The organism is Hamadaea flava (genome assembly GCF_024172085.1).
GTDB lineage: Bacteria > Actinomycetota > Actinomycetes > Mycobacteriales > Micromonosporaceae > Hamadaea > Hamadaea flava.
Genome location: NZ_JAMZDZ010000001.1, coordinates 5385941 through 5412732, shown reverse-complemented (window position 1 = coordinate 5412732; position 26792 = coordinate 5385941). Strand labels below are relative to the sequence as shown.

At 69.7% G+C, this 26792-nt stretch carries 25 protein-coding genes; 15 read left to right on the top strand and 10 right to left on the bottom strand.

All coding sequences use genetic code 11. The features are described 5' to 3' along the window. The first annotated feature begins 233 nt into the window (after positions 1-233). The 7 genes from HDA40_RS25520 to HDA40_RS25490 all read left to right on the top strand — a co-directional run bounded on the left by HDA40_RS25520 (position 234) and on the right by HDA40_RS25490 (position 9081). Positions 234-1943, top strand: a complete 1710-nt coding sequence (locus HDA40_RS25520) for a Wzz/FepE/Etk N-terminal domain-containing protein (protein ID WP_253760087.1) — start codon at positions 234-236, stop codon at positions 1941-1943. A 122-nt stretch (positions 1944-2065) separates the two neighbouring features. Then, positions 2066-3382, top strand: coding sequence for a hypothetical protein (locus HDA40_RS25515; protein WP_253760086.1), 1317 nt, complete (start codon positions 2066-2068; stop codon positions 3380-3382). Beyond that, on the top strand, positions 3379-4629 hold the full coding sequence (locus HDA40_RS25510; protein WP_253760085.1) for an aminoglycoside phosphotransferase family protein: 1251 nt from the start codon (positions 3379-3381) through the stop codon (positions 4627-4629). Before HDA40_RS25515 ends, HDA40_RS25510 begins: the two co-directional genes overlap by 4 nt. Further along, entirely contained in the window at positions 4626-5498 is an 873-nt protein-coding gene (locus HDA40_RS25505) for a sulfotransferase domain-containing protein (protein ID WP_253760084.1), read from the top strand. Before HDA40_RS25510 ends, HDA40_RS25505 begins: the two co-directional genes overlap by 4 nt. Next, positions 5495-7045 (top strand): lipopolysaccharide biosynthesis protein, encoded by a 1551-nt coding sequence (locus HDA40_RS25500; RefSeq protein WP_253760083.1) that lies wholly within the window; start codon positions 5495-5497, stop codon positions 7043-7045. The genes HDA40_RS25505 and HDA40_RS25500 overlap by 4 nt, the downstream gene beginning before the upstream one ends. An 18-nt stretch (positions 7046-7063) precedes the next feature. Further along, complete coding sequence (locus tag HDA40_RS25495; RefSeq protein ID WP_253760082.1) at positions 7064-8125, top strand: hypothetical protein; 1062 nt, start codon at positions 7064-7066, stop codon at positions 8123-8125. Continuing rightward, positions 8122-9081, top strand: coding sequence for a glycoside hydrolase family 26 protein (locus HDA40_RS25490; RefSeq protein WP_253760081.1), 960 nt, complete (start codon positions 8122-8124; stop codon positions 9079-9081). The genes HDA40_RS25495 and HDA40_RS25490 overlap by 4 nt, the downstream gene beginning before the upstream one ends. A gap of 147 nt (positions 9082-9228) precedes the next feature. Here the strand turns inward: HDA40_RS25490 and HDA40_RS25485 are convergent, their stop codons facing one another. The 3 genes from HDA40_RS25485 to HDA40_RS25475 all read right to left on the bottom strand — a co-directional run bounded on the left by HDA40_RS25485 (position 9229) and on the right by HDA40_RS25475 (position 12136). Beyond that, entirely contained in the window at positions 9229-10137 is a 909-nt protein-coding gene (locus HDA40_RS25485) for a hypothetical protein (RefSeq protein WP_253760080.1), read from the bottom strand. A gap of 140 nt (positions 10138-10277) precedes the next feature. Beyond that, the gene (locus HDA40_RS25480) at positions 10278-11198 is read right to left on the bottom strand and encodes a glycosyltransferase family 2 protein (RefSeq protein ID WP_253760079.1); all 921 of its coding nucleotides are present in this window, start codon (positions 11196-11198) and stop codon (positions 10278-10280) included. Next, positions 11195-12136: a sulfotransferase gene (locus HDA40_RS25475; RefSeq protein ID WP_253760078.1), complete on the bottom strand. Its 942-nt coding sequence runs from the start codon at positions 12134-12136 to the stop codon at positions 11195-11197. Before HDA40_RS25475 ends, HDA40_RS25480 begins: the two co-directional genes overlap by 4 nt. An 89-nt stretch (positions 12137-12225) precedes the next feature. Here HDA40_RS25475 and HDA40_RS25470 point away from each other — a divergent pair, with 89 nt between their 5' ends. The 5 genes from HDA40_RS25470 to HDA40_RS25450 all read left to right on the top strand — a co-directional run bounded on the left by HDA40_RS25470 (position 12226) and on the right by HDA40_RS25450 (position 17269). Beyond that, positions 12226-13077, top strand: coding sequence for a WecB/TagA/CpsF family glycosyltransferase (locus HDA40_RS25470; RefSeq protein ID WP_253760077.1), 852 nt, complete (start codon positions 12226-12228; stop codon positions 13075-13077). A gap of 157 nt (positions 13078-13234) precedes the next feature. Then, positions 13235-13990 carry a DeoR/GlpR family DNA-binding transcription regulator gene (locus HDA40_RS25465; RefSeq protein ID WP_253763805.1) on the top strand — a complete coding sequence of 252 codons (756 nt, stop codon included), beginning with the start codon at positions 13235-13237 and terminating at the stop codon, positions 13988-13990. A 95-nt stretch (positions 13991-14085) separates the two neighbouring features. Beyond that, positions 14086-15213 (top strand): galactose-1-phosphate uridylyltransferase, encoded by a 1128-nt coding sequence (galT, locus tag HDA40_RS25460; protein WP_253760076.1) that lies wholly within the window; start codon positions 14086-14088, stop codon positions 15211-15213. A gap of 21 nt (positions 15214-15234) precedes the next feature. Then, complete coding sequence (locus tag HDA40_RS25455) at positions 15235-16071, top strand: alpha/beta fold hydrolase (protein ID WP_253760075.1); 837 nt, start codon at positions 15235-15237, stop codon at positions 16069-16071. A 4-nt stretch (positions 16072-16075) separates the two neighbouring features. Further along, positions 16076-17269 (top strand): hypothetical protein, encoded by a 1194-nt coding sequence (locus HDA40_RS25450; protein ID WP_253760074.1) that lies wholly within the window; start codon positions 16076-16078, stop codon positions 17267-17269. A 232-nt stretch (positions 17270-17501) separates the two neighbouring features. Here the strand turns inward: HDA40_RS25450 and HDA40_RS25445 are convergent, their stop codons facing one another. From HDA40_RS25445 to HDA40_RS25425, 5 genes are all read right to left on the bottom strand, one after another. Then, positions 17502-18719 carry an NADP-dependent isocitrate dehydrogenase gene (locus tag HDA40_RS25445; RefSeq protein ID WP_253760073.1) on the bottom strand — a complete coding sequence of 406 codons (1218 nt, stop codon included), beginning with the start codon at positions 18717-18719 and terminating at the stop codon, positions 17502-17504. Positions 18720-18851: 132 nt separating this feature from the next. Further along, entirely contained in the window at positions 18852-19529 is a 678-nt protein-coding gene (locus tag HDA40_RS25440) for a uracil-DNA glycosylase (RefSeq protein WP_275978305.1), read from the bottom strand. Between the two features lie 70 nt (positions 19530-19599). Continuing rightward, on the bottom strand, positions 19600-20550 hold the full coding sequence (gene mdh, locus HDA40_RS25435; protein WP_253760072.1) for a malate dehydrogenase: 951 nt from the start codon (positions 20548-20550) through the stop codon (positions 19600-19602). Positions 20551-20795: 245 nt separating this feature from the next. Then, positions 20796-21569 carry a M23 family metallopeptidase gene (locus HDA40_RS25430; protein WP_253760071.1) on the bottom strand — a complete coding sequence of 258 codons (774 nt, stop codon included), beginning with the start codon at positions 21567-21569 and terminating at the stop codon, positions 20796-20798. Between the two features lie 271 nt (positions 21570-21840). Then, entirely contained in the window at positions 21841-22401 is a 561-nt protein-coding gene (locus HDA40_RS25425; protein ID WP_308197764.1) for a M23 family metallopeptidase, read from the bottom strand. Between the two features lie 506 nt (positions 22402-22907). Between HDA40_RS25425 and icmB the strand changes: the two genes are divergently transcribed. The 3 genes from icmB to sucD all read left to right on the top strand — a co-directional run bounded on the left by icmB (position 22908) and on the right by sucD (position 25813). Next, positions 22908-23312, top strand: coding sequence for a coenzyme B12-dependent isobutyryl CoA mutase small subunit (icmB, locus tag HDA40_RS25420; RefSeq protein WP_253760069.1), 405 nt, complete (start codon positions 22908-22910; stop codon positions 23310-23312). 436 nt (positions 23313-23748) lie between these two features. Further along, positions 23749-24927, top strand: a complete 1179-nt coding sequence (gene sucC, locus HDA40_RS25415; protein WP_253760068.1) for an ADP-forming succinate--CoA ligase subunit beta — start codon at positions 23749-23751, stop codon at positions 24925-24927. Position 24928: 1 nt separating this feature from the next. Continuing rightward, complete coding sequence (gene sucD / locus HDA40_RS25410; RefSeq protein ID WP_253760067.1) at positions 24929-25813, top strand: succinate--CoA ligase subunit alpha; 885 nt, start codon at positions 24929-24931, stop codon at positions 25811-25813. A gap of 66 nt (positions 25814-25879) precedes the next feature. Here sucD and HDA40_RS25405 read toward each other — a convergent pair whose 3' ends face one another. Both HDA40_RS25405 and HDA40_RS25400 read right to left on the bottom strand, forming a co-directional pair. After that, entirely contained in the window at positions 25880-26434 is a 555-nt protein-coding gene (locus HDA40_RS25405) for a hypothetical protein (protein WP_253760066.1), read from the bottom strand. Between the two features lie 6 nt (positions 26435-26440). Beyond that, positions 26441-26725 carry a DUF4190 domain-containing protein gene (locus tag HDA40_RS25400; RefSeq protein WP_253760065.1) on the bottom strand — a complete coding sequence of 95 codons (285 nt, stop codon included), beginning with the start codon at positions 26723-26725 and terminating at the stop codon, positions 26441-26443. Positions 26726-26792: the final 67 nt, after the last annotated feature.

The following is a 26792-nucleotide window of genomic DNA, read 5'->3' as shown; positions in this document are numbered from 1 at the left end:
GAGAGAAACGCACTGATTGCTGCTATTGATCCTATTCGCGACCTGTGGTGGCTTAAAGGGGTAAACGTCCAGAAAAGTGGACCCATCGCGGAAATCGTGCAGCGACACGCCCAGCAAATCCGGACATACAGCCTGTTTTCCGGAGTTACGTCAGCCCGCCCGTGCCGTTTACCTCTCAGGGGCCTCTCCTCCTTCTCCCCGACCCCGTCGACCCCGTACGCGAAAGGCCGCCCATGGACGCCGCTCATCCCGGGTCGATGGACCTCTCCGACTACCTCGGGCTGGTCCGTCGGCACTGGTGGGTCGTCCTGCTCCTGACCGCCGTCGGGGTGGCGGGCGCCGCCGCCGTCACCCGTACGCTGCCGCGCGAGTACGTGTCGAGCACGTCGGTGCTGGTCCAGCCGTCGGGTGGGGACGCGAACGCGGCCGGTGGCCGGACCAAGGGCGAGATCAACCTCGACACCGAGGCGCAGTTGGTGCGCTCGACCCAGGTCGCCACGACCGCCGCCGAGCTGCTGCGTACGCACGTCGACCCGCGGAACCTCTCCCGCAGCGTGTCGGTGGAGGTTCCGCCGAACACCACCGTCCTGCAGATCAAGTACGCCGCGCGTACGCCGGAGCTGGCCCAGGCCGGTTCGCACGCGTTCGCGGAGGCGTACCTGCGCAGCCGGGACGCGAACGCGCACTACGACCTGGACAGCCAGATCAAGGCGCTCAACGCCAAGCTCAAGCAGCTGTCGACGCAGCTCGGCCAGGTGATCGTCAAGCTGGGCAAGCAGTCCGGCGACGCCCCGAACCGGCCCACCCTGGACAGCCAGCGAGCCACCCTCCAGGCCCAGATCAACCAGCTGAACGGCAAGCTCAACGGGCTGTCGACGACGGCGGTGAGCGCGGGCCGGATCATCAGCGACGCCGGTCTGCCCAACCGGCCGCGCAAGCCGGATCTGAAGATCAATCTGGCCGGTGGCGCCGTGCTCGGCGCGTTGCTCGGGTTGCTGGCCGCGGCCCTGCGGCATCGCCTCGACCGGCGCGTACGCCGGGCGGGTGACGTCTGGCGTCGCGCCGACGTGCCGGTGCTCGCCGAGGTGACCGGGCGCGCCAAGCCGCGGCTGGACGACGTCTTCCCCCCGTACGGCAGCGGCGGCCGGATCTTCAACCGGCTGCGGAACGAGGTCGTCGCGGCGATCTCGGCCGTCGTCCCCGCCGGTGAGCGCCTACGCGAGCCGTCCGGAACGCAGCCGGCTGCCGAAACCGCGCTCGGCCGGGCGGTCGTGGTGACCGGGGCCAGCCGGGGACCGTCGGCCACCCTCGTCGCGGCCAACCTCGCGACCGCGCTCGCGCGTACGGGCAGCGAAGTCGTGCTCGTCGGCGCGCACCTGCCGGACCTGCTCGTCGGCGTCGCGCCACTGGCCGGCCTGGTCGGGGTGCAGCCGACCCCGGGGTTGTCCGACGTCATCTGCGGCCGGGTCGCGCTGTCCACCGCGTTGCAGCGCGCTCCGCGTACGCCTCATCTGCGGGTGCTCGCCACCGGCGCGACCGCCAGCGCGGCCGGGCTGTTGCAGTCGCAGGCACTGCGGGACATCGTCGCCCACCTGCGTACGCAGTGCGATTACCTGATCATCGAGGCCCCGTCGGCCGAGGCCAGTGCGGACGCGCAGAGCCTGGCCGGCGTGGCCGACGCGGCCATCGTCGCGATCGAACTCCGGCGTACGCGCTACCCGCAGGTCCTCGACGCCGCCGAACAGCTGCGGCGGGTCGGGACGGTGCTGCTCGGAGCGGTGGTCGTACCCCGGCTCAAGGTGCCCACTTCGGTGCCGGCGGTCGCCCCGGCCCCCCGGCCGACGCCGTCCGCAGCTCTCGTCGAGGACACCCAGCACTTCGAGCGCATCGACGAGACGAAGCTGGCGGAGCTGGACGCCGCCGCCGGGCAGGGCGCCGCGTGAGTGTCGTCGCCCCGGATCGTGGGCACTGGATCAGGGATCCAGGTCGAATCTTGGGTCAAGATTCGACCGAGAACCCTGATCCGGCGCACAGGGGCGGCAGGGGCGGCGACGAGGCGCCCAGCATGTCCGCGTGGCCGTTGGTGGCGCTGCTGGCCCTGTATCCGCTGTGGTGGGCGCTCGGGCTCGGCGTTCTGATCTTCCCGATCCTCGCCGTCCCGATGGTCGTCCAACTCGTCCGGAAGCACCGGCGCGGCGAGGCGGTCAAGCTGCCGCCCGGTTTTCCCTTCTGGCTGCTCTTCCTGGGCGCGGTGATCGTCGGCGTGGCCGTGCTCGGGGCCGACCCGGACGGCGTGGTCCAGGCGGGCGCGGCCGAGCGGGTCAGCGGCGTCGCCTTCCGTCTGGTCGAGTACGTCTCGCTGACCGTCCTATTGATCTACGCCGGTAACCTGCCGACCGGCGCGCTCTCCCAGACGCGCCTGGTCAAACTGCTGGCCTGGCTGTTCGTGGTCACCGTCGCGGGTGGACTGCTCGGCACCTTCGCCGGGCACTTCAGCTTCACCTCGCCGGTCGAGCTGCTGCTCCCACCGGGTGTGCGCGGCAAGGGCTTCATCAAGTCGCTGGTCCACCCCTACGCCGCGCAGATCATGGACCTCGTCGGCGACCCCCAGCCCCGCCCGGCCGCGCCGTGGGGTTACACGAACACCTGGGGCAACAACTTCTGCCTGCTCGTCGTCTGGTTCGCCGTCGCGGTCCGCACGGCAGCCCCGCGGCGGGTCAAGACCGCGGCGCTCGCCCTGCTGGTGGTCGCGGCCGTGCCGGTCGTCCACTCGCTCAATCGGGGCCTGTGGATCGGGCTCGGGGTCACGCTCGCCTACGTGGCGGTACGCCAGGCGCAGGCGGGCCGGTCGGGCATGCTGCTGGCCGGGGCGGGCGCCGCCGCCGCGCTGGCCGGGGTGCTGGCGGTGACGCCGCTGGGCGACGTCGTCACCAAACGCCTGGAGAACGGCAAGTCCAACGGCGTACGCATGTATCTGACTGAGCGGGCGCTGGACGGGTTCCGGCAGTCCCCGCTGGTCGGGTTCGGGTCGACGCGCAACACGCTCGGCGGCCGGCAGTCGATCACGGTCGGCGAGAGTGCTGCCTGCGAACGCTGCGGCAACTTCACCGTCGGCGGCAACGGGCAGCTGTGGCAGCTGCTGTTCGCTCATGGCGCCGTCGGTGCCGTCGGATACCTGGGCTTCTTCGGCTACGGGCTGTGGCGGTTCCGCCGCGACCGCACGCCGATCGGGATCGCGGGCCAGGCCGCGATCGTGGGGACCTTCGTCGCGATGTTCTGGTACAACTCGCTGGTCACCCCGCTGGCCTTCACCTTCCTGGCCTACGCGCTGCTCTGGCGCGCAACCCTCCCGAAAACGAACTCTGATCGGGGTGACGCATGAGCCCGGTGACCACCGCTCCGGCCCAGCTGACCGCGGCCGACGCCCAACTACGCCATCAGTACCTCGCCGAAGTCCTCGACCTGCTGTATCCGGCGCCCTGTTCGCTCACCGGCGACGGACCGGACCGAGTCGCGGAGTATCTCGTCGTGCCGCACGCGCGGCGGCCGAAGCTGTTGATCCCGATGGGGTCCCGGCGGGTCGCCGCCGCGGCCGTACGCCGATTCGCCGAGCCGCAGACCCGGCTCGCCAAGCTCAAACGGGACGCCGTCGTGGCGGCGCTGCGCACCGGGGCGTGGCCGGCGCTCCTGCGTGACCGCGTACGCATCAACGCACCGTCGCCCGGGGCCGACTCCATCGACAGCTACCTGGAACGGCACCTGCAGGCGCCGCTCAGCATCAGTATCCACATCGGACCGGCGCGGGCCAATCGGAAGCCGGTCCTGCAACTGCTCACGCCGACCGGGCGTACCTTCGGCTTCACCAAGCTGGGGACCGGCCCGTTGACCCGACGGCTCGTCCGGGCCGAGACCGCGGCGCTGACCGCGTTGTCCCACATCGACCTCAAGGAAGTCTCCGTTCCACAGGTCCTCCACACCGGGCAGTGGCACGGGCACCAGGTGCTGGTGCAGTCCGCGCTGCCGATCTGGCGGGATCGCGTACCACTCGGGCCGGAAAGACTGACCACCGCGATGCTGGAGGTCGCCCGTGCCGTGGGGACCACCCGCGGCTGGCTGGCCACCAGCCCTTACTGGGCCGACCTGCGCAACCGCCTGGTGCAGGTGGCCGATCACGCCGACGGGGCGCCGCTGCTGGACGCCGCACGGACCCTGATCGACCGCAGCGGCGACGTACCGCTGACCTACGGCGCCTGGCACGGCGACTGGGCGCCCTGGAACATGGCCTGCGTCGACAGCGACGACGGGTCCGACGTGCTGGTGTGGGACTGGGAACGGTTCACCCCGGGCGTCCCGATGGGCTTCGACGCCCTCCACTACGAGCTGCAACGCCGCATCCAGTCCGACGCCGACGCGCGTGCCTGCGTGGCCGACGTGGTCGCCCAGGCGTCCACACTGCTCGATCCATTCGACGTGATCCCCGACGGGCGCGAGGTCACCGCGCTGCTCTACCTCGTGGACCTCGCCGCCCGTTATCTGGCCGACCGCCAGGCCGAGGCGGGTGCGCGCCTCGGCGTCCTCGGAACCTGGCTGCTTCCCGTGCTCATCGACCGCGTCCGGAGGCTGACGTGAACTCCAGCACCGTGCCCGAACCCGTCAAACGCATCATCCACGCCGGATCCCGCTCGTTCGGCCGGCTCACCGCCGGCTCCCGCATGCTGCCCTCGTTCCTGATCTGCGGCGGGCAGCGCTGCGGAACCACGTCGCTCTACCGCGCGCTCTCGCAGCATCCGCTGATCCTCAAGGCGGTGCTGCACAAGGGAGTGCACTACTTCGACACGAACTACCACCGCGGGCCGGACTGGTACCGCGCCCACTTCCCGCTGCGCCGGGCGGCCGAGCGGCTGCTCGACGAACACGGCTATCCGGGGCAGACCTTCGAGTCGAGCCCGTACTACCTCTACCACCCGCACGCGGCCGCCCGGATCGCGCGCGACCTGCCTGGCGTACGCGTGATCGTGCTCGTCCGCGACCCGGTCGAGCGGGCGCACTCGCAACACGCACATGAAGTGGCACGGGGCTTCGAGCTCGAGGCCGACTTCGCCCGCGCGCTCTCCCTCGAAACGAGCCGGCTGCGGGGCCAGCAGGCCCGGCTGACCGCCGACCCGTTCGCGTACTCGTTCGCCCATCAGCACCACGCGTACCGGGCCCGAGGCGAGTACGCCATCGCGCTGGAGCAGTTGGCGCATCAGCTCGGCCGGGACAGCATCCTCGTCCAGGAGGCCGAAGAGTTCTTCACCGACCCGAAGACGGTCTACGAACGAGTGCAGAACTTCCTCGGCCTGCCGCACCTGGGCTTCCCCGAATTCGAGCAGCACAACGCTCGGCCCCGGGAGACCGAACTGCCCGACGAGATCCACGCGGAGCTCCGCGCGCACTTCGCACCACACGATGCGGCCCTGACCGCCTGGCTTGGGCGTACGCCTGCCTGGCGAGCATGACCACGGAGAACCCGACTCGCACCCAGGCGCCCTCGCAACGCGGAGCTGGTTCGCACCGGGACGCGCTGACCTCGACCGCGCGCGGCGGCGTCGCGAACCTGCTGGGCGCGGGCCTGGCCGGGGTCGCGGGCCTCGGCGTGACCTGGCTGGTCGCGCGCGGACTGGGGGCCGAGCAGGCGGGTTCGTTCTTCGCGGCCACGGCCGCGTTCACGCTGGTGGGTGGGGTGGCCCGGCTGGGGACGGTGACCGGGCTGGTGTACTGGCCGGCCCGGCTGCGCGCACTGTCCACACCGGAGCTGATCGGGGCGTGCCTGCGGGTCGCCCTGCCACCGGTGTTCCTCGCGGGACTGGTGCTCACGGGGGTCACCTTCTGGCTGGCCCCCGTGCTGACCCCGGAGTACGCCGGACCGCTGCGGGCGCTCGCGTTCTTCCTGCCGCTCGCCGCGCTCGCCGACGCATTGCTGGCCGCGACCCGCGGCTACCGGCAGATGCGCCCGACCGTGCTGCTGGAGAAGATCACCCGGCCGGCGTTGCAACTGGTCCTGCTGGGCCTGGTCTTCCTCGTCGGCGCACCGGTGGCCGTCTGGGCCGTCGCGTGGGCCGGGCCGTACCTGCCGGTCTGCGTCGCCGCCGGCTACCTCCTCTGGCGCCTGGCCAATCCATTGGGCAGCAGATCACGGATACGCATGTCAAAAGCGGCCGTGATCGCCTGGATATCCCTGATCCGCAGGAAACCCGCAGCGGACGGGATGGGGTGGCGGTTCTGGCGGTTCACCGCGCCCCGCGCTCTCGCCAACGTCGCCCAGACCGCCCTGCAACGCATCGACGTGCTGCTGGTCGCCGCGCTCGCCGGGCTGGCCGCCGCGGCGGCGTACTCCGTCGCGGGGCGGTTCGTCGTCGTCGGCCAGCTCGCCAACGGCGCCATCTCGCAGGCGGTGCAGCCCCGGTTGGCCGAGGCACTCGCGGTCGGCGACCTGCCCACCGCGCGGCGGCTGTATCAGACCGCGACCGGCTGGCTCATCCTCACCTCCTGGCCGCTGCACCTGACGATCCTCCAGTACGCCGGGGACTACCTCGGCCTGTTCGGCACGCACTACCGGCAGGCCGCCCCGGTGGTACGCGTACTGGCGTTGGTGATGCTGCTGGCCACCGGCTGCGGGATGGTCGACATGGTGCTCGCCATGGGCGGCCGAACCGTCTGGAACCTCGTCAACGTTCTCGCGGCCCTGATCGCGATGGTCGCTGTGGATCTTCTCCTCATCCCGGCGCTCGGGATCGTCGGCGCCGCTCTCGGGCTGGCCTGCGCGGTCGCCGTGAACAACCTGCTGCCCCTCGCCCAGATCGTGGTCACGATGCGGCTGCACCCCTTCGGCGGCGACACCCTCGCCGCCGTGCTGCTGACCTCCGTCAGCTTCGGCGCGGTGCCGGTCGCGCTGCACGCGTCCCCGCCTTGGCTGGCCATCGGAGCCGGGGCGGTCGCGTACCTGCTGGGGGTGGTGCTGCTGCGCCGCCGCCTGCCTATGACCCCATTGAGCCGGCGGGTCTGACAACACTCGAGGAGAACCATGCGCACCGATTACACCCAGATCTTCCAGGACTCCGCGGCGGTGGAGAAGTACGAGCACATCGTGTACGCCCCGGACAGCTACTGGTCGGCGATCAACCGGCGGCAGCGCGAGTATCTGCGCGGCCTCGCCCGGCGGGCGTTCCCCTACCGGCGACCGGTTCAGCACGACTTCGCCTGTGGCACCGGCCGGGCCATCCGCATCCTGCACGGTCTGGTGCGCGGTGCGCACGGCTACGACACCAGCGCCGCCATGCTGACCAAGGCGCACGAGGTCGGCGCGTACGCGGTCATGCATCAGATCGACGAGACCGGCCCGGTGCCGATCCCGGTCCCGACCGATGCTCCCGCCCTTGTCACGGTGTTCCGCCTGCTTCTCAACGTCGACGAGGTGGTACGCGACCGGGCGATCGCCTTCGCGGCCCAGGTCCTGCCGCACTACGACGCCGGGCTCCTCGTCGTGGAGAACCACGGCAACGCCCACTCGCTGCGGCACCTGCGGCACCGCCGGCACGGTGCGAAGCCCTGGTTCTCCGAGCTGTCGCACGACGACGTGGCCACGATCCTCGACCGGCACGGCTTCACCATCGTCGAGCAGCGCGGCTTCGCCCTGTTCACACAGGGCTGGTACGGCCGCCGCTGGCTGCGCCCGATCGCCCAGTTCGTGGACGACCTGGCCACCCGGGTCGGCCTCGCCGGCCGGTACTCCGTCAACGTCCTCTACATCGCCCGGCGTACCCGTCCGACCTTGGGCAGTCTGGCCAGCGGCGATCTCGCGCCGTCCGCGTCCGAGCAGCCGCGCTCGCCTGGGTCCTCCCACTTGGTCTCGCCCGAGTCGTCAGACGCGGTCTCGCCCGAGTCTTCCCACGCGGTCTCGCCCGAGCCCTCTCAGATGGGCTCGCCCGAGTCCTCCCACGCGGTCTCGCCCGAGCCTTCCCACGCGGTCTCGCCCGAGCCTTCCCACGCGGTCTCGCCCGAGTCCTCGCACCCGGTGGAGCCGGCAGCGGAGCCGGCCGAGGAGTCCGAGCGGCCGCGGCGCGACCCGGACGCGGAGAGCTGGTGAGGCGCTTCGTCGCCGTGGTGGCGGTCGGACTGCTGGCTCTGACGGCGTGCTCACCGCCGCCTGACGAGCCGGCGCCGACCCCCTCAGCCTTGGACAAAGTCGCGCCCCATCCCGGGCCGTTCGCCGGTGGCGCGGTGACTCCGCCCGCCACCGGCGCCTGGCTCGGCGCGTGGGTCCGGCCGGCCCAGCTCACCCAGGCCGGCCGGATCGCCGCGGTACGCCAATACGAGGAGTCGCTCGGCCGCCGCCTCCGGATCGTCAACACGTACCGGCGGATCGACGAGCCGTTCGACACCTACAGCGACCGCCAGCTGGGCCGCAAGGGCAGCACGCTCATGCTCAGCTGGGCCACCGGTGACACCCGCTCGATCACCCTCGGCCACACCGACCGGGAGCTGCGTACGCGGGCCGCGGAGTTGCGCCGCTTCGGCGACCCGGTCCTGCTGCGCGTCCGCTGGGAGATGGACCGGCCGAACCTGGCCGCCACGATGTGGAGCGCGGCAGACTACATCGCGGCGTGGCGGCACATCCGGGCCGTGTTCGCCGAAGAAGGCGTACGCAACGTCGCCTGGGTGTGGTGCCCCACCGCCGAAGGCTTCGCGGCCGGGCGAGCCGCCGCGTACTACCCCGGCGACGACACGGTCGACTGGGTCTGCGTCGACGCGTACGCCGGGAGCAAGTTCGCGTCGCTGAAAGACCTGCTCACGCCGTTCCTCACCTGGGCGGCGCAGCACCCCAAGCCCATCGTCGTCGGAGAGTTCGGCGTCGCCCGCACGTGGGGCCCCACCGTGCGTACGCGGTGGATCCGGGAAGCCGGCGACTTCGTCCGGGGCTGGCCGCAGATCAAAGCAGTGGCGTACTTCGAGTCTGATCCGGACGGCAACGGGGAGAAAGGACAGTTCCGGCTGGCCGGCGACGCGACGGCGTTCGCCACCTTCCGCTCCGCCTTCCCCTGACCCCTCCGTTTGATTCCTGCGGATCACGGTTGTGCATGCTTCCAACGGCCCCGGAGGCATGCGCAACCGTGATCCGCACCTATCGCCGAAGGCGTGGTCTGCACGTAAACGCCGAAGGCGTGGTCTGCACGTAACGCCGGGGGACCGTCAGGGCAGCCGAGGAGGTCCGGGCCAGCCTCGGGAGCGGAGGGCGGCCAGCACCTCCGCCACCACGCCCGGCAGATCTCGTCGCAGCCGATCGCCGGTGACGTGGATGACCAGCCATCCGGCGATGAGCTGCCGGTTGAGCCGCGCCCGGTCACGTGACAGATCCGACCGGTCATGATGAAAGTCGTACCCGTCGTACTCCAGCGCGACCAGGTATTCCGGCCAGGCCAGATCGGACCGCGCCACGAACCGTCCGCCGTCCCGGATCACGTACTGCGTCCGCGGCTTCGGGACTCCGGCGAGCACGAGTTCGACGCACGTACGCGATTCCTGGGGTGACTCCGAGCCGGCGTCGGCTAGCTCTGCCATCTGCTCCATCAACCGGTAGCCCGGCTCGCCCCGGTGCTCCCACGCGTACTTGGCCAGGTCGTCGCCGGTCAGCCGGCCGAGGCGCAACAACGGATCGACGAACCGCGCGGCGTCCGCGAGGTCGCGATGGCAAACCAGGTCCCACACCGTACGCGTCGGGCTCGCCACCCGAAGACCGTCGACCTCGACCAGATCTCCCGGATCGAGTGGGCCGTGATGCAGCCGGATGCCGTGCACGGGACCGTGCGGGGCCGGCGTCAGCAGTTCGACGGGATCGTCCGGCCCCACCAGGCGTACGCCGTGCAGATAGGCCGCCGACGCACCCGTGACGACCGCAGACGGCAGGACGTGCTCGACAGCGGCGACGCAGAGTCCACGATGGTCGATCTCGACCGAGCGCTGGACGTAGACGTCACGGAACAGCCGTCGCCAGGCCGAACTCGCGAGCTGACCCCGCGTCAGCAGGCCGTCCCGCATCGCTGCGCTGCCGCGAAACGTCACTCCGCGCAGCGCCGGCGGAATCGTGGGTCGTCTAGGCACCCCGCGAAGGTGCCACCGCCGTGCCCTCCCCCACCACCCCCTGTGGATAACCCCGACCAGCCCCGATAGCTGCAGATCACGGTTGTGCATGCTTCCAACGGCTCCGGAAGCATGCACAACCGTGATCTGCAGCCAAAAAATCAGATGCCGTGGCCGTGTTTGTGGAGGGCGCTCAGGACCCGTTCGATGCGGACGGCACCGGTAAGGGCCGCCAACGCGATCGCGGCGCGCGGTTCCCGCCAGTTGGCGCGTACGGTTTCCCGAGTCCATTTCCAGGCGTCGGTCCGGTTTCCCGCCGCCGCCGACCAGCAGGCGAGCTGGCCGTAGACCCGGGCGGCGCCCGGTGGGCAGCCTTTGATCTCGGGGTGCCGGGCCATCATCCAGCGCAGCGACGAGATCTTGGTGGCGTACTCGTAGGCGTAGAACGAACTCCGGCCCCAGAGCACCCGGACGAGTGGCTCGTCGACATGGAGGATCGGGTGCCGTCGCGCCGCCCGCAGCAGCAGGTCCCAGTCTTCGTTCTGGCTGCCCGGCGCGTCCTCCGCGACCAGGCCCAGCCCGGTGGGATCGACGAGCGCCGCGCGCCGGAACAGGAAGCCGGAGGAGTGCAGCATCGCCATCCGCGACCGCGCCAGGTCGTCGACGGTCACCAGGTCGCGCCCGGCCAGTCGGATGCTGCGCCGCTCCGCGTACCGCACCTCGATCGCGCAGGTCACCATCTCGGCCTCCGCGTGCTGGCGCAGGGCCGTCACCTGGTCCCGCAGCTTGTTCGGCACCCACACGTCATCGTCGTCACAAAAGGCAACCAGCTCCGCGGTACAGGCCAGGATTCCGGTGTTCCGGGCTCCCGCCAATCCAGGAATACGCGAATTGCAGAGCACGGTCACCGGACGGTCCTCGGCGGATTCCCGGGACGGGTCGGGCTCGGCCTGGTCGTAGACGACGAGGATGCGTACCGGGCCTTCGTAGTCCTGCTCGAGAATGCCGTTGAGCGTACGGGTGAGCAGTTCGGGCCGATCCCTGGTCGGCACCACCACGTCCACCGAGGGCCAGGTCGTCATCGCTTGACCCCCAGCTCGTACCCGTACGCCTTCAGCATCGGCGCGCAGACGGCGTTCACGACGGCCCGCTGTCTCGGCGCGAGGTGCGTACGCCAGGCGTCGTCGCGTTGCAGCGGAACAAGTCCGGTGGTGAACCGCATCGGGTTCCCCGCGGCGCTGTGCGACACGCTCAGCGTCACCTGGTCCCGTTCCAGCCAGCCGAGGTCCACCGCCGACGGGTCGAGCCCGGCGAACGTGACCAGCCGTCGCAGGGTGGCCTCCGGATCGGCGAGGAACTCCTCGTAGCGCAAGGTGCGTACGCGTACGCCTCGGCGGCGGAGCAGCGAGAACGCGGCGTTGTGCGCCGTCCACAGCAGAGCCGAGCGGGCCGGGGAGTATCGGGTCATCTCGTCGGCGGCCGCCTCGGGCCGCAGCACGTTCTTCGTCCACGAGTACGCCACCCCACGCGCGTCCCGCACGACATGCAGCACCCGCAGATCGAGGGCTGGTTCCACCCGCGTGGCATAGCGGAGCACATGCGCGAGCGCGGAATGCTTCGACGAATCCACGATCACCTCGGCTCCGCTGACGGCGGCCGCTGCCTCGTAGATGCGGACGTAGTAGTCGGCGTACTCGCGTACCAAATCGGCATAGCCGGCGGGCACGCGAGTCGCGAGGCGCGGGATGTGGCGCGTGCGTTCGACCAGCTCGCGCAGCGCGAGTACGCGATGCACGTCGACCCGGTGCCAGCCTCCGAACGCCGCGATGCCGACGCGTTCCCAGAAGTCGCAGCCCCAGAAGTGGCTGCCGCAGGCGCATTTCTCGTCGTCACGCAGGTCGCGCTGCCAGAGATGGACCAGCTCGCCGACCGCGCAGATGCCCGGCACCTCGCCGAGGACGCGCTCGATCAGCGTCGTGCCGCTGCGTCCCAGCCCGCCGAGGAAAATCACCCGCGCCATCGGCGCACCCCCTGCACGGTTTTGTCGGTTCGTGTGTCACTGCGGTTAACGACTGATCCACGGGGATTGACCCGCTATTGTCCAATTTCGTGGGAAATGAGCGCGTGAGACTGGCCGGCCGGGAATTCGACGCGATCACCGAGGAAGAGGTCGCCGCACATGTCGTCGAGGCGCTGAGCCGGGGCGAAGGCGGCCGGATCGTCACCCCGAACGTGGACATCCTGCGGCTCGCCGACAGCGACCGGCCCATCGCGGCCGAAGTCCGCAGCTTCCTCGACGATGCGACCCTGGTGGTGGCCGACGGCATGCCGCTGGTGTGGGCGAGCAAACTCGCCGGAAACCCGCTGCCCGAACGGGTCGCGGGCGCCAGCCTGATCTGGACCGTCTCGCAGGCGATCGGGGACATCGCCGGATCGGTCTACCTCCTCGGTGGCGCGCCGGTGCCGTCCGCGATCGAACCGGAGGAGGGCGACGACTGGCTGCTCATGGCGTCCGCCGTGGGCGTCGCCGGGCGCAGCGCCGACGGAGCGCACCGCGCGGCCGCCGAACTCGCCGGCGCCTGCCCGGGCCTGATCATCGCGGGCTGTGCCGCGCCACCGTTCGGCTTCGACGCCGACCCCGACCAGTACGCCCCCGTCCTGGACGCCGTCATCGCGGCACGCCCGGACGTCTGCTTCGTCGGCCTGGGCTTCCCCCGGCAGGAACGGGTGATCACCGACCTGCGCGACGCCCTGCCGTCGACCTGGTTCCTCGGCTGCGGCGCGGCGATCAACTTCATCGCGGGCGAGCAGCAGCGCGCCCCGATCTGGATGCAGCGCAGCGGCCTGGAATGGGCGCACCGGCTCGCCCAGGAACCCCGGCGGCTCGCCTCACGCTACCTGCGGCACGACGCCCCGTACGCCGTCCGCCTGCTGGCCGGCGCCGCCCTCCGCCGCCCCTAACCCTGCTCGCTTTCCCTGTAGATCACGGTTACGCGTGCTTCCGAGGGCCTCGGAAGCACGCGTAACCGTGATCTGCATCTGACAGTGCCGCCGCGTGAGGGTGTATGTTGGAACGTGTTGGGAAACGTGCGAGTGTGTGGAGCGGGGTGAAGGGATAGTGCTGGCGGCACAGCGGCAGTCCGCGATCCTCGACGCGGTCCGCTCGACCGGGGGCGTACGCGTGGCCGACCTGGTGGACCGGTTCGGCGTGTCGGACATGACGATTCGCCGTGACCTGGAGATGTTGTCCGATCGTGGGCTGATCCTCAAGGTGCATGGGGGTGCGACGGCGCTGCGGCCGGGGGCCACCGAGGAGCCCGGGTTCGCCGCCAAGGCCGAGCTGCATCAGCGGCAGAAGGACGCGATCGCGGAGAAGGCCGCCGGGCTCGTCCAGCCGGGTACGGCGATCGCGCTGTCGGCCGGAACGACGACCGCCCGGCTCGCCCAACGGTTGACCGCGGTCGAGGGCCTGACGGTGGTGACCAATTCGATCCCGGTCGCCGATCTCTTCCACCGCGCCGGCCGCCCGGACCAGACGGTCGTGCTGACCGGCGGTGTGCGTACGCCGTCGGACGCGTTGGTGGGCCCGATCGCGAGCGCGGCGGTCCGGAGCCTGCACGTCGACCTGTTGTTCCTCGGCGTACACGGGATGAGCGCCCGCGCCGGGTTCACCACCCCGAACCTGCTGGAGGCGGAGACCGATCGGGCGTTGATCGACTCCGCCCGGCGGACGGTCGTGGTGGCCGACTCCTCGAAGTGGGACGTCGTCGGCATCGCCACGATCGCTGATCTCGCGGCGGCGCACGTGCTGGTCACCGATGATCAGCTGCCCGACGAAGCTCGCGAAGCCCTCACCCACGCCGAGATCGTGTGAAGCGCACGCGAGATCGTATGAAGCGCACGCCGAGACCATGCGAAGCGCGCCCCGAGACCATGTGAAGCGCACGCCGAGATCATGTGAAGGAAAAGATGAAGCACACCTCGATCCGCTTGGCCGACGGCCGGGAGCTGATCTACTTCGACGAGGCCGACGACGCCGTACGCGCCTCGGTGGACCAGCGGGATCTGGCCGCGCCCCCCGCGCCGACCCAGCTGCGGCGCGACCCGTTGACCGAGGAGTGGGTGGCGATCGCGAGCAGCCGCCAGGGTCGCCCGCTGCTCCCCCCGACCAGCGAGTGCCCGCTCTGCCCGTCGAAGCCCGACTATTTCACGGAGATCCCGGCCGACGACTACGACGTCGCGGTCTTCGAGAACCGGTTTCCCTCGTTCTCCACCAGCGCGGCGATCGAGCCGGGGAGTCTCTCGGGCGAGCCGCCAGAAGTGCGGTCAGACCTGAGCGACGGCTACCCGAGCACCCGGCCCGGCGTCGGCCGATGTGAGGTCGTCTGCTTCACGCCGGACCACGAGTCGTCCTTCGGCAAGCTGCCGGAGAGCCGGGTGCGCACCGTCTTGGCGGCGCTGGCGCAGCGTACTGCCGAACTGTCCCAGGTTCCGGGCGTCGAGCAGGTCTTCTGCTTCGAGAATCGCGGGGTCGAGATCGGTGTCACGATGCACCATCCACACGGGCAGATTTATGCGTACCCCTATGTGACGCCGAGGACCCGGCAGCATCTCGCGGCCGCGCGCCGCCACCTCGCCGCCACGGGCCGCAACCTCTACGCGGACGTCCTGGCCGCGGAGATCGCTGACGGTGCGCGCGTGCTCGCGCGCAACGACCACTGGACCGCCTTCGTGCCGGCCTTCGCGCGCTGGCCGTTCGAGGTCCATCTCGCGCCGCACCGCCAGGTCCCGGACCTCGCCGCGCTGTCCGACGAGGAGCGCGAGGCCGCAGCCCCGCTGTGGCTTTCACTGGTACGCGGTTTCGACGCGCTCTTCCACAGCGCCATGCCATACATAGCGGCCTGGCATCAGGCACCGGTACGCGAGGACCGGGAGCTGGCCTATCTGCACCTGCAGCTGTTCAGCATCCGGCGCGGGCCGGGGAAGCTGAAGTACCTGGCCGGGTCGGAGTCGGCGATGGGCGCGTTCGTCAACGACATCCCGCCGGAGGAGGCCGCGGCTGCGCTCCGTGCCGCAATGCAGGCGACCTTGTCGTAGGTCCCAGCTAGTGTCGGGGGCATGCGACCGCTGCATGTCACGCTGCCCGACGCCGTCCTGAGTGTGCGCCACTTCGGGGAAGGCGCGCCTGGTCGTGGATTCCTGCTGGTCCATGGGCTGGCTTCCAACGCGCAGCTGTGGGACGAGACGGCGACCGCCCTGGTGGCAGCAGGTCACCCGACCTGGGCCGTGGACCTGCGAGGGCACGGCGACTCGACGCTGCCCGACCGCGGCTTCGACACGGCGACCGCCGCGAACGACCTCGCCGCGGTCTGCGCCGCACTCGACCTGCAGTCGGTGATCGCCGTCGGGCAGTCCTGGGGCGGCAACGTCGTCGTGCGGTTCGCCGCCGAGCATCCGGATCTGGTGTCGGCGGTGGCATTGGTCGACGGCGGCTGGATCGACCTGGCTGGTGAGTTCGCCGACTGGGCCGACTGCGAGCAGGCGCTGCGGCCGCCGTCGGTGGACGGGATGCGGGCCGGCGATCTCGAGGCGTACCTGCGGAAGGCGCATCCCGACTGGTCCGACGCCGCCGTCTCGGCCACGGCGTACAACCTGCGTGAGCTGCCGGACGGGACGGTCGAGCGGCGGTTGCCGATCCCCCGGCACATGGAGATCGTCCGGGACATGTGGTACCACCCCGTCTGGGACTGGCTACCCCGGATCACGGCGCCGACTCTGCTGCTCCCGGCACTGCCCAACGACCCCGTCCGGGCGGAGCGGACGCGCGCCCGGGTCGACCGGGCCGCCACCGCGCTGCCCGACGCCCGGGTCCAGGCGTACGCCGGCGGCGACCACGACCTGCATGCCCAACGGCCCAAGGAGCTGGCCGCCGATCTGCTGAGCCTGGCGGGGTGAACCGATGACCGAGTTGATCGTCCTCATGGGATCGGGCGAGACGACGCCCACCATGATCAAACCGCATCGAGCGATCCTCGACCGCGTCGGCGACGCTCCCGCCGTCCTGCTCGACACTCCTTACGGCTTCCAGTCCAACGCCGACGACATCTCCGCGCGGGCGGTGGCGTACTTCAAGGCCAGCGTCGGCCGGGACATCGGCGTCGTCTCCTGGCGCCGCCGCGACCTGCCGGCCGTCGAGGCCGAACGGGCGCTGACCACCATGCGGCAGGCCGAGTGGCTCTTCGCCGGTCCCGGCTCCCCCACGTACGCGTTGACGCACTGGCGGGACACGCCGATCCCGGGTCTGATCACGAAGTCGAAGGTCGTCGTCTTCGCCAGTGCCGCAGCGCTGACCCTCGGGTCCCACGCCATTCCGGTCTACGAGATCTACAAGGCCGGGCTCGATCCGCACTGGGTTCCGGCGCTGGACATCTTCCGCGAGCTGACCGGCGTACCGGCGGTGATCATCCCGCACTACGACAACGCCGAGGGCGGCCACCACGACACCCGGTTCTGCTATCTCGGCGAAGGCCGGCTCGCCCGGATGGAGCAGTGGCTGCCCGAGGAATCGGTGATCGTCGGCATCGACGAGCACACCGCCGCCCTCGTCGACCTTCCGACCGGATCGGTGCAGGTCGTCGGCCAAGGCGGGCTGACCTTGCGGCGACGCGGGGAGAGCCGCGTCTACCCCACCGGCAGTACGCTGCCGCTGGAGGCGCTCGCCGACACCACGGCCGCGGCCGCTGTCGCTCCCCCCGCCCCGGCGTCGCCTACGGGACCGCTCGCCGAACCCGGCGCCGCCTCCGTCGGCGAAGTCGCCGACGCGCTCGACGCCCGGTTCGCCACCGCACTCGCCGCCCAAGACGTGCAGGAATGCGTCGCCATCGCGCTCGAACTGGAGACCGCGATCGACGACTGGGCGGCCGACACCAACGTCTCCCCCGACCACGAGCACGCCCGCAGCCTCCTGCGCGGCATGATCCTGCAGCTCGGTCAGCTGGCGACCGACGCGCACGAGGCGATCCCCGCCCTGCTGACCTCCGTACGCGCCGCCCGCGAGCTGGCCCGGGCCAACCGGGACTTCGCGATGGCCGACGCCCTCCGGGACGCGCTGACCGGAGCCGGCTTCACCGTCCAAGACCAACGCCTCACCTGACCCCGTTCTCTCCGCGCGATCATGAACTATCGGTCGTGATCAACCGGCGTGTCGTGTCCCCGCGACCCTGATCAACTCCCCGACAGCATGATCGCGCCCGGGATAAGGGACGGGGCGGACTCCCATCGGAGCCCGCCCCGGGGAAGGGACAGCAGGTGAATTCACTTCGGGTGAGTGCGGCTGGCTCCGCCCTCACTATTCGTAACGAATCACCCAAACCGGAGTAACGCGGTCAGGCCGAGAGTCGCTTGGCCAGGTTCGTGTCGAGGGTGTTCATGAACTCCTCGGTGGTCTGCCACGGCGCGTCCGGAGCGATCAGCAGGGCGAGGTCCTTGGTCATCGCGCCGCCTTCGACGGTGTCGATGATGACCTGCTCCAGCGTGTCGGCGAACTCCGTGACCGCCGGGGTGCCGTCGAGCTTGCCCCGGTGGGCCAGACCCCGCGTCCAGGCGAAGATCGACGCGATCGGGTTGGTCGAGGTCTTCTGGCCCTTCTGCCACTGCCGGTAGTGCCGGGTGACGGTGCCGTGGGCCGCCTCGGCCTCGACCGTACGCCCGTCTGGCGTCATCAGGACGGAGGTCATCAGGCCGAGCGAGCCGAAGCCCTGGGCGACGATGTCGGACTGGACGTCACCGTCGTAGTTCTTGCAGGCCCAGACGTAGCCGCCTTCCCACTTGAGCGCGGCGGCGACCATGTCGTCGATCAACCGGTGCTCGTAGGTCAGGCCCTTGGCGTCGAACTCCGCCTTGAACTCGGCCTCGAAGACCTCGGCGAAGATGTCCTTGAACCGGCCGTCGTACGCCTTGAGGATGGTGTTCTTCGTCGACAGGTAGACCGGGTAGTTCCGGAGCAGGCCGTAGCTGAACGAGGCGCGCGCGAAGTCGCGGATCGAGTCGTCGTAGTTGTACATGCCCATGGCCACGCCGCCGCCGGGGAAGTCGGCGATCTCGAACTCCATCGGCTGGCTGCCGTCGGCCGGGGTGTAGGTGACGGTCACCTTGCCGGGGCCGGGGACTACGAAGTCGGTCGCCTTGTACTGGTCGCCGTGCGCGTGACGGCCGACGACGATCGGCTTGGTCCAGCCCGGGACGAGCCGCGGCACGTTGCTCATGATGATCGGCTCGCGGAAGATCACGCCGCCGAGGATGTTGCGGATCGTGCCGTTCGGCGACTTCCACATCTTCTTCAGGCCGAACTCCTCGACGCGCGCCTCGTCGGGCGTGATCGTCGCGCACTTGACGCCGACACCGTGCTGCTTGATGGCGTTGGCCGCGTCGATCGTGACCTGGTCGTCGGTCGCGTCACGGTGCTCGATGCTGAGGTCGTAGTAGTGCAGGTCGACGTCGAGATAGGGCAGGATCAGCTGCTCTCGGATCTGCTTCCAGATGATCCGGGTCATCTCGTCGCCGTCGAGCTCGACGACCGGGTTGGTCACCTTGATCTTCGCCATGGTGCCGGGCGCTCCCCTCGGAGGTGTTGGCAAGTCGCATTAACAGTACGAGCGTACTGCCATTGACTCCGAGGTGCCGACCGGGGGCGGGAACCCCGCCAGGATCACACCCCCAAATCGGCCGAAACCCGCTCAGGCGCCCCAGTTCACCTCGCCCCGACCGGCGTCCTGGAGGGCGGCGTTAGCCTGGGAGAACGGGCGGGAGCCGAGGAAGCCACGCGGATTCATCGGGCTGGGGTGCCCCGCCTCGACGACCACGTGGTTCGGGTTGCGGACCAGCGCCGCCTTCTTCCGGGCGTAGCTGCCCCAGAGCAGGTAGACGACCCGGTAGGGCGACTCGTTGACGGCCTTGATCGCGGCGTCGGTGAAGGACTCCCAGCCGTGGTCGGCGTGGCTGGTGGGCTTGCCCTCCCGCACGGTCAGCACCGCGTTGAGCAGCAGTACGCCCTGCTGCGCCCAGGGGGTCAGGTCGCCGTTCGACGGCGGCGTCACGCCGAGGTCTTCCTGGATCTCCTTGTAAACGTTCCGCAGCGACGGCGGAACCGAGACGCCCGGCCGGACGCTGAAGCTGAGGCCATGTGCCTGGCCCCGCTTGTGATAGGGATCCTGCCCCAGAATCAGCACCCGGGTCTGCGCCGGCGCGCACAGCCGGAAAGCCGCGAACAGATCGTCGAGGGGCGGATACACCGTCTGGGTGGCGTACTCAGACTCCACAAAGGACGACAGGCGTCCCACGGCCTCCAGATCGAGGTGTGGCTTCATGACGTCCCGCCACTCACCAGGCAGCAGTTCAACGAGGTCAAGTCCCATAGCCCGACACCCTACCGTCCACCCCCGACAAGCAGATGGGGGCGGAGAGCCCGCCCCCATCCACGGTACGTCAGAGGCTGACGATGTCCGCCTGCTTGGCCCGGACGGCCTCGGCGGCCTCCTTGAGCCCGGCCAACTCCGAGTCCGTCAGCGCGGTCTCGACGACGGACTTGATGCCGGCGGCGCCGATGGCCGCCTCGACACCCAGGTAGACCCCGTTGATGCCGTACTCACCGTCGACCCAGGCGCAGACCGGCATCACGGCGCCGCTGTCCTCGGCGACCGCCTTGGCCATGCGGGCCGCGGCCGCCGACGGCGCGTAGTACGCCGAGCCGGTCTTGAGCAGCGCCACAACCTCGGCGCCGCCGTTGCGTGTACGCACGACCAGCTCCTCGATCTTGTCCGCGGGCAGGAGGTCGGTGAGCGGCTTGCCGTCGACGGTGCACTGGGACGGGACCGGGACCATGGTGTCGCCGTGCGAACCGAGGGTCAGCGTCTTGACCGACTTGACCGGGACGTCGAGGGTCTCGGCGACGAAGTTCGTGAAGCGCGCGGTGTCGAGCATGCCGGCCTGGCCCATGACCCGGTTCTTCGGGAACTGGGTGGCGATCTGGGCGAGGGCGGTCATCTCGTCGAGCGGGTTGGAGACGACGATGACGACGGCGTTCGGGGCGTGCTTGGCCACCTGCTCGGCGACGCCACGGACGATCTTGGCGTTGACGCCCAGGAGGTCCATGCGGCTCATGCCGGGCTTGCGGGGCAGGCCGGCGGTGATCACGACGATGTCGGAGTCGGCGATCGCCTCGTAGCCCTCGCCGTTCGGGCCGGTCGTGACGCCGACGATCTTGGTCTCGAAGCCTTCGATCGGGCGGGACTGGTTCATGTCCAGCGCGAGGCCCTCGGGCTTGCCCTCGACGATGTCGGTGAGCACCACCGTCTCGAAGACGTCGTACTCCGCCAGGCGCTGCGCGGTCGTCGAGCCGTAGAAGCCGGCGCCGACGACGGTGACCTTCTTGCCCATTGTTCAGACCTTCCCAAAACTGCGGCCCACGGGCTCGCATCCTCACGTTCACGACCGGCGATGCCGGACGTCTCGCACCATAGCCCCGCAGCCCGGTCCAGGGCCGTCCGGGTCCGGTTCGTGTGTTCTTCAGTGGTACGCCCACCGCAGCATACGAAGCCGCCGCCCGGCGCCAGGGGGTTCCGGCGTGGGCGGCGGCTTTCGATATCGGGGGTGATATCGGGGGGTGATCCTTGGGGGTTACGTCAGCTGCAGCTGGTCGCGATCCCATGCGACTTCAGCCACGAGGCGGGGTTGATCTGGCCCCACATGCCCTTCCACACCTCGAAGTGCAGGTGCGGACCGGTCGAGTCGCCGGTGGAGCCCTCGTATCCGATGACCTGGCCGGGGGTGACCTTCTGGCCGGCCTTCACCGCGGTCTTGTTCATGTGCGCGTAGTGGGTGTAGGTCCCGTTGCCGTGGTCGATCAGCACCGAGATGCCGTAGCCGGAGTAGTTCCAGCCCGCGGCGACCACGGTGCCCGCGCCGACCGCGTGCTCTGGGGTGTTCTCGGCGGCGGCGAAGTCGATCCCGGCGTGCAGTACGCCCCACCGCTGCCCGTAGCAGGAGGTGATCTGCGCTCCGGGAAGCGGGCTGACCCAGGCGGCGGCCTTCTTGGCTTCCGCTGCCTTCTTCGCGGCGGCGGCTTCGGCGGCCTTCTTCGCGTCCGCCGCCTTCTTCGCGGCGTCGGCCGATGCCGAGGCAGAAGCCGATGCCGAAGCGGCGGCGTCCCGCGCCGACCGGTCGGCGATCATCGCGGCGGCGTTCCGGGAAGAGTCCAAAGCGTCAGCTGATGTGGGGGTTGTGGGGGTGGTGGAGAGGTTCGCCGCGGCGAGCCCCACTCCGGTGATGCCGGCAAGCGCCGTGACCACAATGACCTTGCGGCTCTTGCTGGCGAGTCCGCCCCGAACCCGGGTGACGAGGTACGCCACCCGGCGTCGCCCAGCGTCCAGAACGGTCTTCGAATTATCCTCAGGCACCAATGCCTCCCTCGGTCCTCGTTGACACGAGGCCCAAGATTGCCTGGTCAGAGCCCTAGTGGCGACCCTTAGGGGTAACGGGTATCCGGGGAAACCGCCCATTCCCGCAGAATTTATTTCAATTCAGGGGCATGACCTGAGTCACAGTGACGCATGTGACTATCATCACGTTGAATCGGACATCTGGGCGTTCGACGGGCAGCCTTGGGCAAGCCGGGGACCAGCAAAAACGCCCACACCGAAACGGTGTGGGCGAATGTGGTCGATAGGCCTAACTGAAGATGTTCTCCATCTCGAGCTTCAGATCGACGCCGTGCTGCTTGAACCAGGCGACCGGCTCGACGGCTTCGCCGTTGACGTGGATCTCCAGGTGCAGGTGCGGTCCCGTCGACTGGCCGGTGTTGCCGACGAGCGCGATGACCTGACCGGCCTTCACGTGGTCGCCCGCCTTGACCAGCAGCTGCGAGGAGTGGCCGTACACAGTGGCCAGACCGTTTCCGTGGTCGATCATGACCATGTTCCCGTATCCGCCGCGCCATTCGGCGATGACCACGGTGCCGTCGTGCACCGCGGTGAACGGCGTGCCTTCCGGCGCTGCGAGGTCGACACCCTTGTGCGGGCGGCCCCAGCGCATGCCGAAGTTGGAGGTGAACTCGTAATCGTGCAGCGGCAGCAGCCAGGCGTCGGACGCGGCGACGGTGGTGGAGGCCAGCCCGGCACCACCGGTGCGGTCGTTACGGCTGGTCTGATCGGCGGCGGCGTTACGCTCCTGCGCGAGGGCCGCGCTGCCGGTGTTGTCGAGTGCTCCTGCGTCGGCCTTCTGGTCGGGCATCGCGGCGCCGGCGCCCAGAGCGACGATTCCGGCTCCGACCAGGGCGGTGGTGACTACGCCGACGTATCGGCTGCGGGGAGGAGTCGGGACGCGACGGCGTCCTCGATACTTATCGCGCTCTCGTAGCGGCTCTGGCCGGTACTGCAACGCAAACACCCTCCGTCGATGTGGCCCGGTGGAGTTCTCCGGACCCGACCACCTCGGTGAATTTCAGGTGATCCTGACCTTGTGCATCGGTAGCGCAGTCAAAGGCACTGCGGGACAACGTAGCGAACCCCTAGGGGTTCACACAAGCTCCGATGCGTGATCAACATACGGACAGTGCGAGTGTGCGACACGAAGTGTCCGAGTCCGACACTATTAGGCAGGAAAATCGTTGATTACTCTCCGTCGCATTTGGAGAACCCTGCGGTAGCTTCCGACCGGCTTACCAGTCAAGGCTTCCGCAGGTTACCGTTCGTTAAGGCCCGCGATGGACGGCGGGCAGGCCGAGAGGGTGGAAGCAAATGTCGGATCCCATCAGGGTGGTCGTCGCCAAGCCGGGCCTCGACGGGCACGACCGGGGAGCCAAGGTGGTGGCGCGGGCACTGCGCGACGCCGGCATGGAGGTCGTGTACACCGGGCTGCACCAGACGCCGGAACAGATCGTGCAGACCGCCATCCAGGAGGACGCCGGCGCGATCGGCCTGTCCGTACTCTCCGGCGCGCACCTCACCTTGTTCCGCCGGGTCGTGGAACTGCTGAAGGAACGCCAGGCGACGGACATCGTCGTGTTCGGCGGCGGCATCATCCCGGACGCCGACATCCCCGAGCTGGAGTCGCTCGGCGTCGCCAAGATCTTCACCCCCGGCGCGACCACTCAGTCCATCGTCGACTGGGTCCGCGCCCACGTCCCCACCACTGTGAGCTGACCGCCCGGAGCGGGTCACTCCCGATTCCGGCTCGGCCAGGCGCGGAGAGCAGAAAAGGGAGGAGCCGGACGCACCCCTCACACGTCCGGCTCCTCATATGCACGACGCCCCGCCGCCACCCCTCGACCGACAGGGCATCGGCCGTTTTACCTTGTCAGAGCCACCCCTCAGTGCTCCGACATCCACTTCAACGAGGTCTGACCGGGCGGGTTACGCGGCCGGAGAAAAAAGATCCGGCGGATGTTCCGTCCCGGCTGCGCCGCCGGGCGGCTGGGCGTACGCCGGTCGACGTGGGGCGATGCGCCCGGCTGTGGGATCGTGCACATATGGGTACCCGAACGGCCGTTCGGGAGGGGGGCGGAAGCTAGGCTGCCGCTTAAGATGGCCCGTCTCATCAGGCGACGGGCTCCCCAGACGGACGGAACGGGACGCTTACGTGGACCTGTACGAGTACCAGGGGCGCGACGTCTTCGAGAAGCACGGGTTGCCCGTGCTCGGCGGCGGCGTGGCGGCGACCCCCGAAGAGGCCCGGACGATCGCCGAGCGCCTTGGCAAGAGCGTGGTTGTCAAGGCTCAGGTGAAGGTCGGTGGCCGAGGCAAGGCCGGTGGCGTGAAGCTGGCGGCGACGCCGGACGAGGCCTTCGACCGCGCGAACGACATCCTCGGCATGGACATCAAGGGCCACACGGTCCACAAGGTGATGCTGGCGGAGACCGCCGACATCGCCGACGAGTACTACTTCTCCTACCTGCTCGACCGGGCCAACCGGACCTTCCTCTGCATCGCCAGCGTCGCCGGCGGCATGGAGATCGAGCAGGTCGCGCACGAGACGCCGGACAAGGTCGTCAAGCGCCCGATCGACGCGACCGTCGGCGTGACGCCGGAGATCGCCCGCGAGATCGTGACCGCCGGGCAGTTCCCGGCGGAGGTGGCCGACCAGGTCGCCGACATCGCCGTGAAGCTGTGGCAGACCTTCGTCGCCGAGGACGCCACGCTGGTCGAGGTCAACCCGCTCGCCAAGACGGCCGAGGGCAAGGTGCTCTGCCTCGACGCCAAGGTGACGATGGACGAGAACGCCGGCTTCCGCCACCCCGATCACGAGGCGCTGGAGGACAAGTCGGCGGTCGACCCGCTGGAGCAGGCCGCCAAGGCCAAGGACCTCAACTACGTCAAGCTCGACGGCGAGGTCGGCATCATCGGCAACGGCGCGGGTCTGGTCATGTCGACCCTCGACGTGGTCGCGTACGCCGGTGAGGAGTTCGGCGGCGTCAAGCCCGCGAACTTCCTCGACATCGGTGGCGGCGCGAGCGCCGAGGTGATGGCGAACGGTCTGGAGATCGTGCTGTCCGACCCGGCCGTCAAGAGCGTCTTCGTGAACGTCTTCGGCGGCATCACCGCCTGTGACGCGGTCGCCAACGGCATCCTGCAGGCGCTGGCCCTGCTCGGCGAGCGCGGCGAGAGCGTCACCAAGCCGCTGGTCGTCCGGCTGGACGGCAACAACGCGGAGGCCGGCCGGGCGATTCTGGACGGCGCGAACAACCCGCTGGTAGAGCGGGTCGACACCATGGACGGCGCCGCCAAGCGCGCCGCTGAGCTCGCCGCAGTGGGGGCATGACATGGCCATCTGGCTCACCAAGGACTCCAAGGTCATCGTCCAGGGCATGACCGGCTCCGAGGGGTCGAAGCACACCCGCCGGATGCTGAAGGCCGGGACGAACATCGTCGGCGGCGTGAACCCGCGCAAGGCGGGCACGACGGTCGACTTCGACGGGACCGAGGTACCGGTCTTCGCGACCGTGGCCGACGCCATGGCCGCGACCGGCGCCGACGTCTCCGTCATCTTCGTGCCGCCGGCGTTCACCAAGTCCGCGGTCATCGACGCGATCGACGCCGGCATCGAGCTGGCCGTCGTCATCACCGAGGGCGTACCGGTCCACGACAGCGCCTCGTTCTGGGCGTACAACGTGGCCAAGGGCGCCAAGACCCGGATCATCGGCCCGAACTGCCCCGGCATCGCGTCGCCCGGCGCGAGCAACGCGGGCATCATCCCGGCCGACATCGCCGGCTCCGGCCGGATCGGCCTGGTCAGCAAGTCCGGCACGCTGACCTACCAGATGATGTTCGAGCTGGCCGACATCGGCTTCTCCACCTGCGTCGGCATCGGCGGCGACCCGGTCATCGGGACCACGCACATCGACGCGCTCGCGGCCTTCCAGGAGGACCCGGAGACCGAGGCCATCGTCATGATCGGCGAGATCGGCGGCGACGCCGAAGAGCGCGCGGCCGAGTTCATCAAGGCCAACGTGACCAAGCCGGTCGTCGGCTACATCGCCGGCTTCACCGCGCCGCCCGGCAAGACCATGGGTCACGCGGGTGCGATCATCTCCGGCTCGTCCGGCACCGCCGAGGCGAAGAAGGCGGCCCTCGAGGCCGCCGGGGTCAAGGTCGGCAAGACCCCCTCGGAGACGGCCCGCCTGATGCGCGAGATCATGGGTCGTTAGTTCAACGGGTACGCCTGAAGGAGCCCCCGGTGCCGTCATCCGGCGCCAGGGGCTCCTCGCGTTCGCCTAGTAATTCGAGTTGTTGCTGCTGAAGACGCCCGCGCAGAGCGCGATGAGACCACCGATCACGGCGACCGCGGTGAGCGCGATGCCGAGCCAGAAGGCGACCTTGCCCAGGGTGGCGTCGCTGTTGGTCTTCTTGGCCTCGTTCATCGAGAGCCAGCCGAACAGGATGCCCAGCGGGGCACAGCAGACCACGCCGAGGACGATGCCCAGGATGCCGAAGAGCATCGTGTTGTTCTTCCCTGGGGCCACCGGAGTGACCGGCGCCTGATAGGGCGGCGGGTACTGCTGCCCGCCCGGCGGTTGCCCGTACGGCGATCCGCCCGGCGGTGGCGGCGTACCGGGTGGCTGGTAGGCCGAACTCTCGTAGATCGATCCACCGCCGGTGGTCGGCGCCTGATTTCCCCCACCAGCGTTCGGGTCGTACCCGCTACCGGTGCTGGGTGGTTCGTAACCGCCGGCCGCGCCGGAGGTCGGGGTGGCGCCCGTGTCGCCGCCGCTGCCGGAGGAGCCGCTCGGGGGCTCGTAGGGCGAGGGCGTCGGGTTCTGGTCCGTCATGCCTGCCTACCTCCTCGCCAGATAGACGATCCAGTAGATGATCGCGGCCACGGTGACCACAGCGCCGATGACCATGGCGGTGGTGCCGAGACCCGTGGACTTGCCGACTTTGCGGGCCTGATCGCGGGAGAGCTTGCCGAGGATGATGCCGATGATCCCGCCCGCCACGCCGCCACAGCAGATGCTGACGATGATGCCCAGCACCCCGAAGAGGGTCGAATTGTCCCGCCTGGCCGGCTGTACCGGCATGGGTGGCGGCACCGACTGCGGCGCGTCATACGGTCCAGTCACCAGGCTCTCCCTCGTTGCGATCAGTAATCGACCTTGAGCAGAGCGTAAAGCCGACACAGCGGACGCG

Bases quoted from the DNA above. Each gene is read 5' to 3' on its own strand.
- icmB (WP_253760069.1), top strand. From the start codon at position 22,908: ATGTCGGATCCCATCAGGGTGGTCGTCGCCAAGCCGGGCCTCGACGGG.
- HDA40_RS25405 (WP_253760066.1), bottom strand. From the start codon at position 26,434: ATGACGGACCAGAACCCGACGCCCTCGCCCTACGAGCCCCCGAGCGGC.
- HDA40_RS25510 (WP_253760085.1), top strand. From the start codon at position 3,379: ATGAGCCCGGTGACCACCGCTCCGGCCCAGCTGACCGCGGCCGACGCC.
- galT (WP_253760076.1), top strand. From the start codon at position 14,086: ATGAAGCACACCTCGATCCGCTTGGCCGACGGCCGGGAGCTGATCTAC.
- mdh (WP_253760072.1), bottom strand. From the start codon at position 20,550: ATGGGCAAGAAGGTCACCGTCGTCGGCGCCGGCTTCTACGGCTCGACG.
- HDA40_RS25480 (WP_253760079.1), bottom strand. From the start codon at position 11,198: ATGACGACCTGGCCCTCGGTGGACGTGGTGGTGCCGACCAGGGATCGG.
- HDA40_RS25520 (WP_253760087.1), top strand. From the start codon at position 234: ATGGACGCCGCTCATCCCGGGTCGATGGACCTCTCCGACTACCTCGGG.
- HDA40_RS25450 (WP_253760074.1), top strand. From the start codon at position 16,076: ATGACCGAGTTGATCGTCCTCATGGGATCGGGCGAGACGACGCCCACC.
- sucD (WP_253760067.1), top strand. From the start codon at position 24,929: ATGGCCATCTGGCTCACCAAGGACTCCAAGGTCATCGTCCAGGGCATG.
- HDA40_RS25475 (WP_253760078.1), bottom strand. From the start codon at position 12,136: ATGGCGCGGGTGATTTTCCTCGGCGGGCTGGGACGCAGCGGCACGACG.
- HDA40_RS25495 (WP_253760082.1), top strand. From the start codon at position 7,064: ATGCGCACCGATTACACCCAGATCTTCCAGGACTCCGCGGCGGTGGAG.
- HDA40_RS25440 (WP_275978305.1), bottom strand. From the start codon at position 19,529: ATGGGACTTGACCTCGTTGAACTGCTGCCTGGTGAGTGGCGGGACGTC.
- HDA40_RS25445 (WP_253760073.1), bottom strand. From the start codon at position 18,719: ATGGCGAAGATCAAGGTGACCAACCCGGTCGTCGAGCTCGACGGCGAC.
- HDA40_RS25500 (WP_253760083.1), top strand. From the start codon at position 5,495: ATGACCACGGAGAACCCGACTCGCACCCAGGCGCCCTCGCAACGCGGA.
- HDA40_RS25515 (WP_253760086.1), top strand. From the start codon at position 2,066: ATGTCCGCGTGGCCGTTGGTGGCGCTGCTGGCCCTGTATCCGCTGTGG.
- HDA40_RS25425 (WP_308197764.1), bottom strand. From the start codon at position 22,401: ATGCCCGACCAGAAGGCCGACGCAGGAGCACTCGACAACACCGGCAGC.
- HDA40_RS25455 (WP_253760075.1), top strand. From the start codon at position 15,235: ATGCGACCGCTGCATGTCACGCTGCCCGACGCCGTCCTGAGTGTGCGC.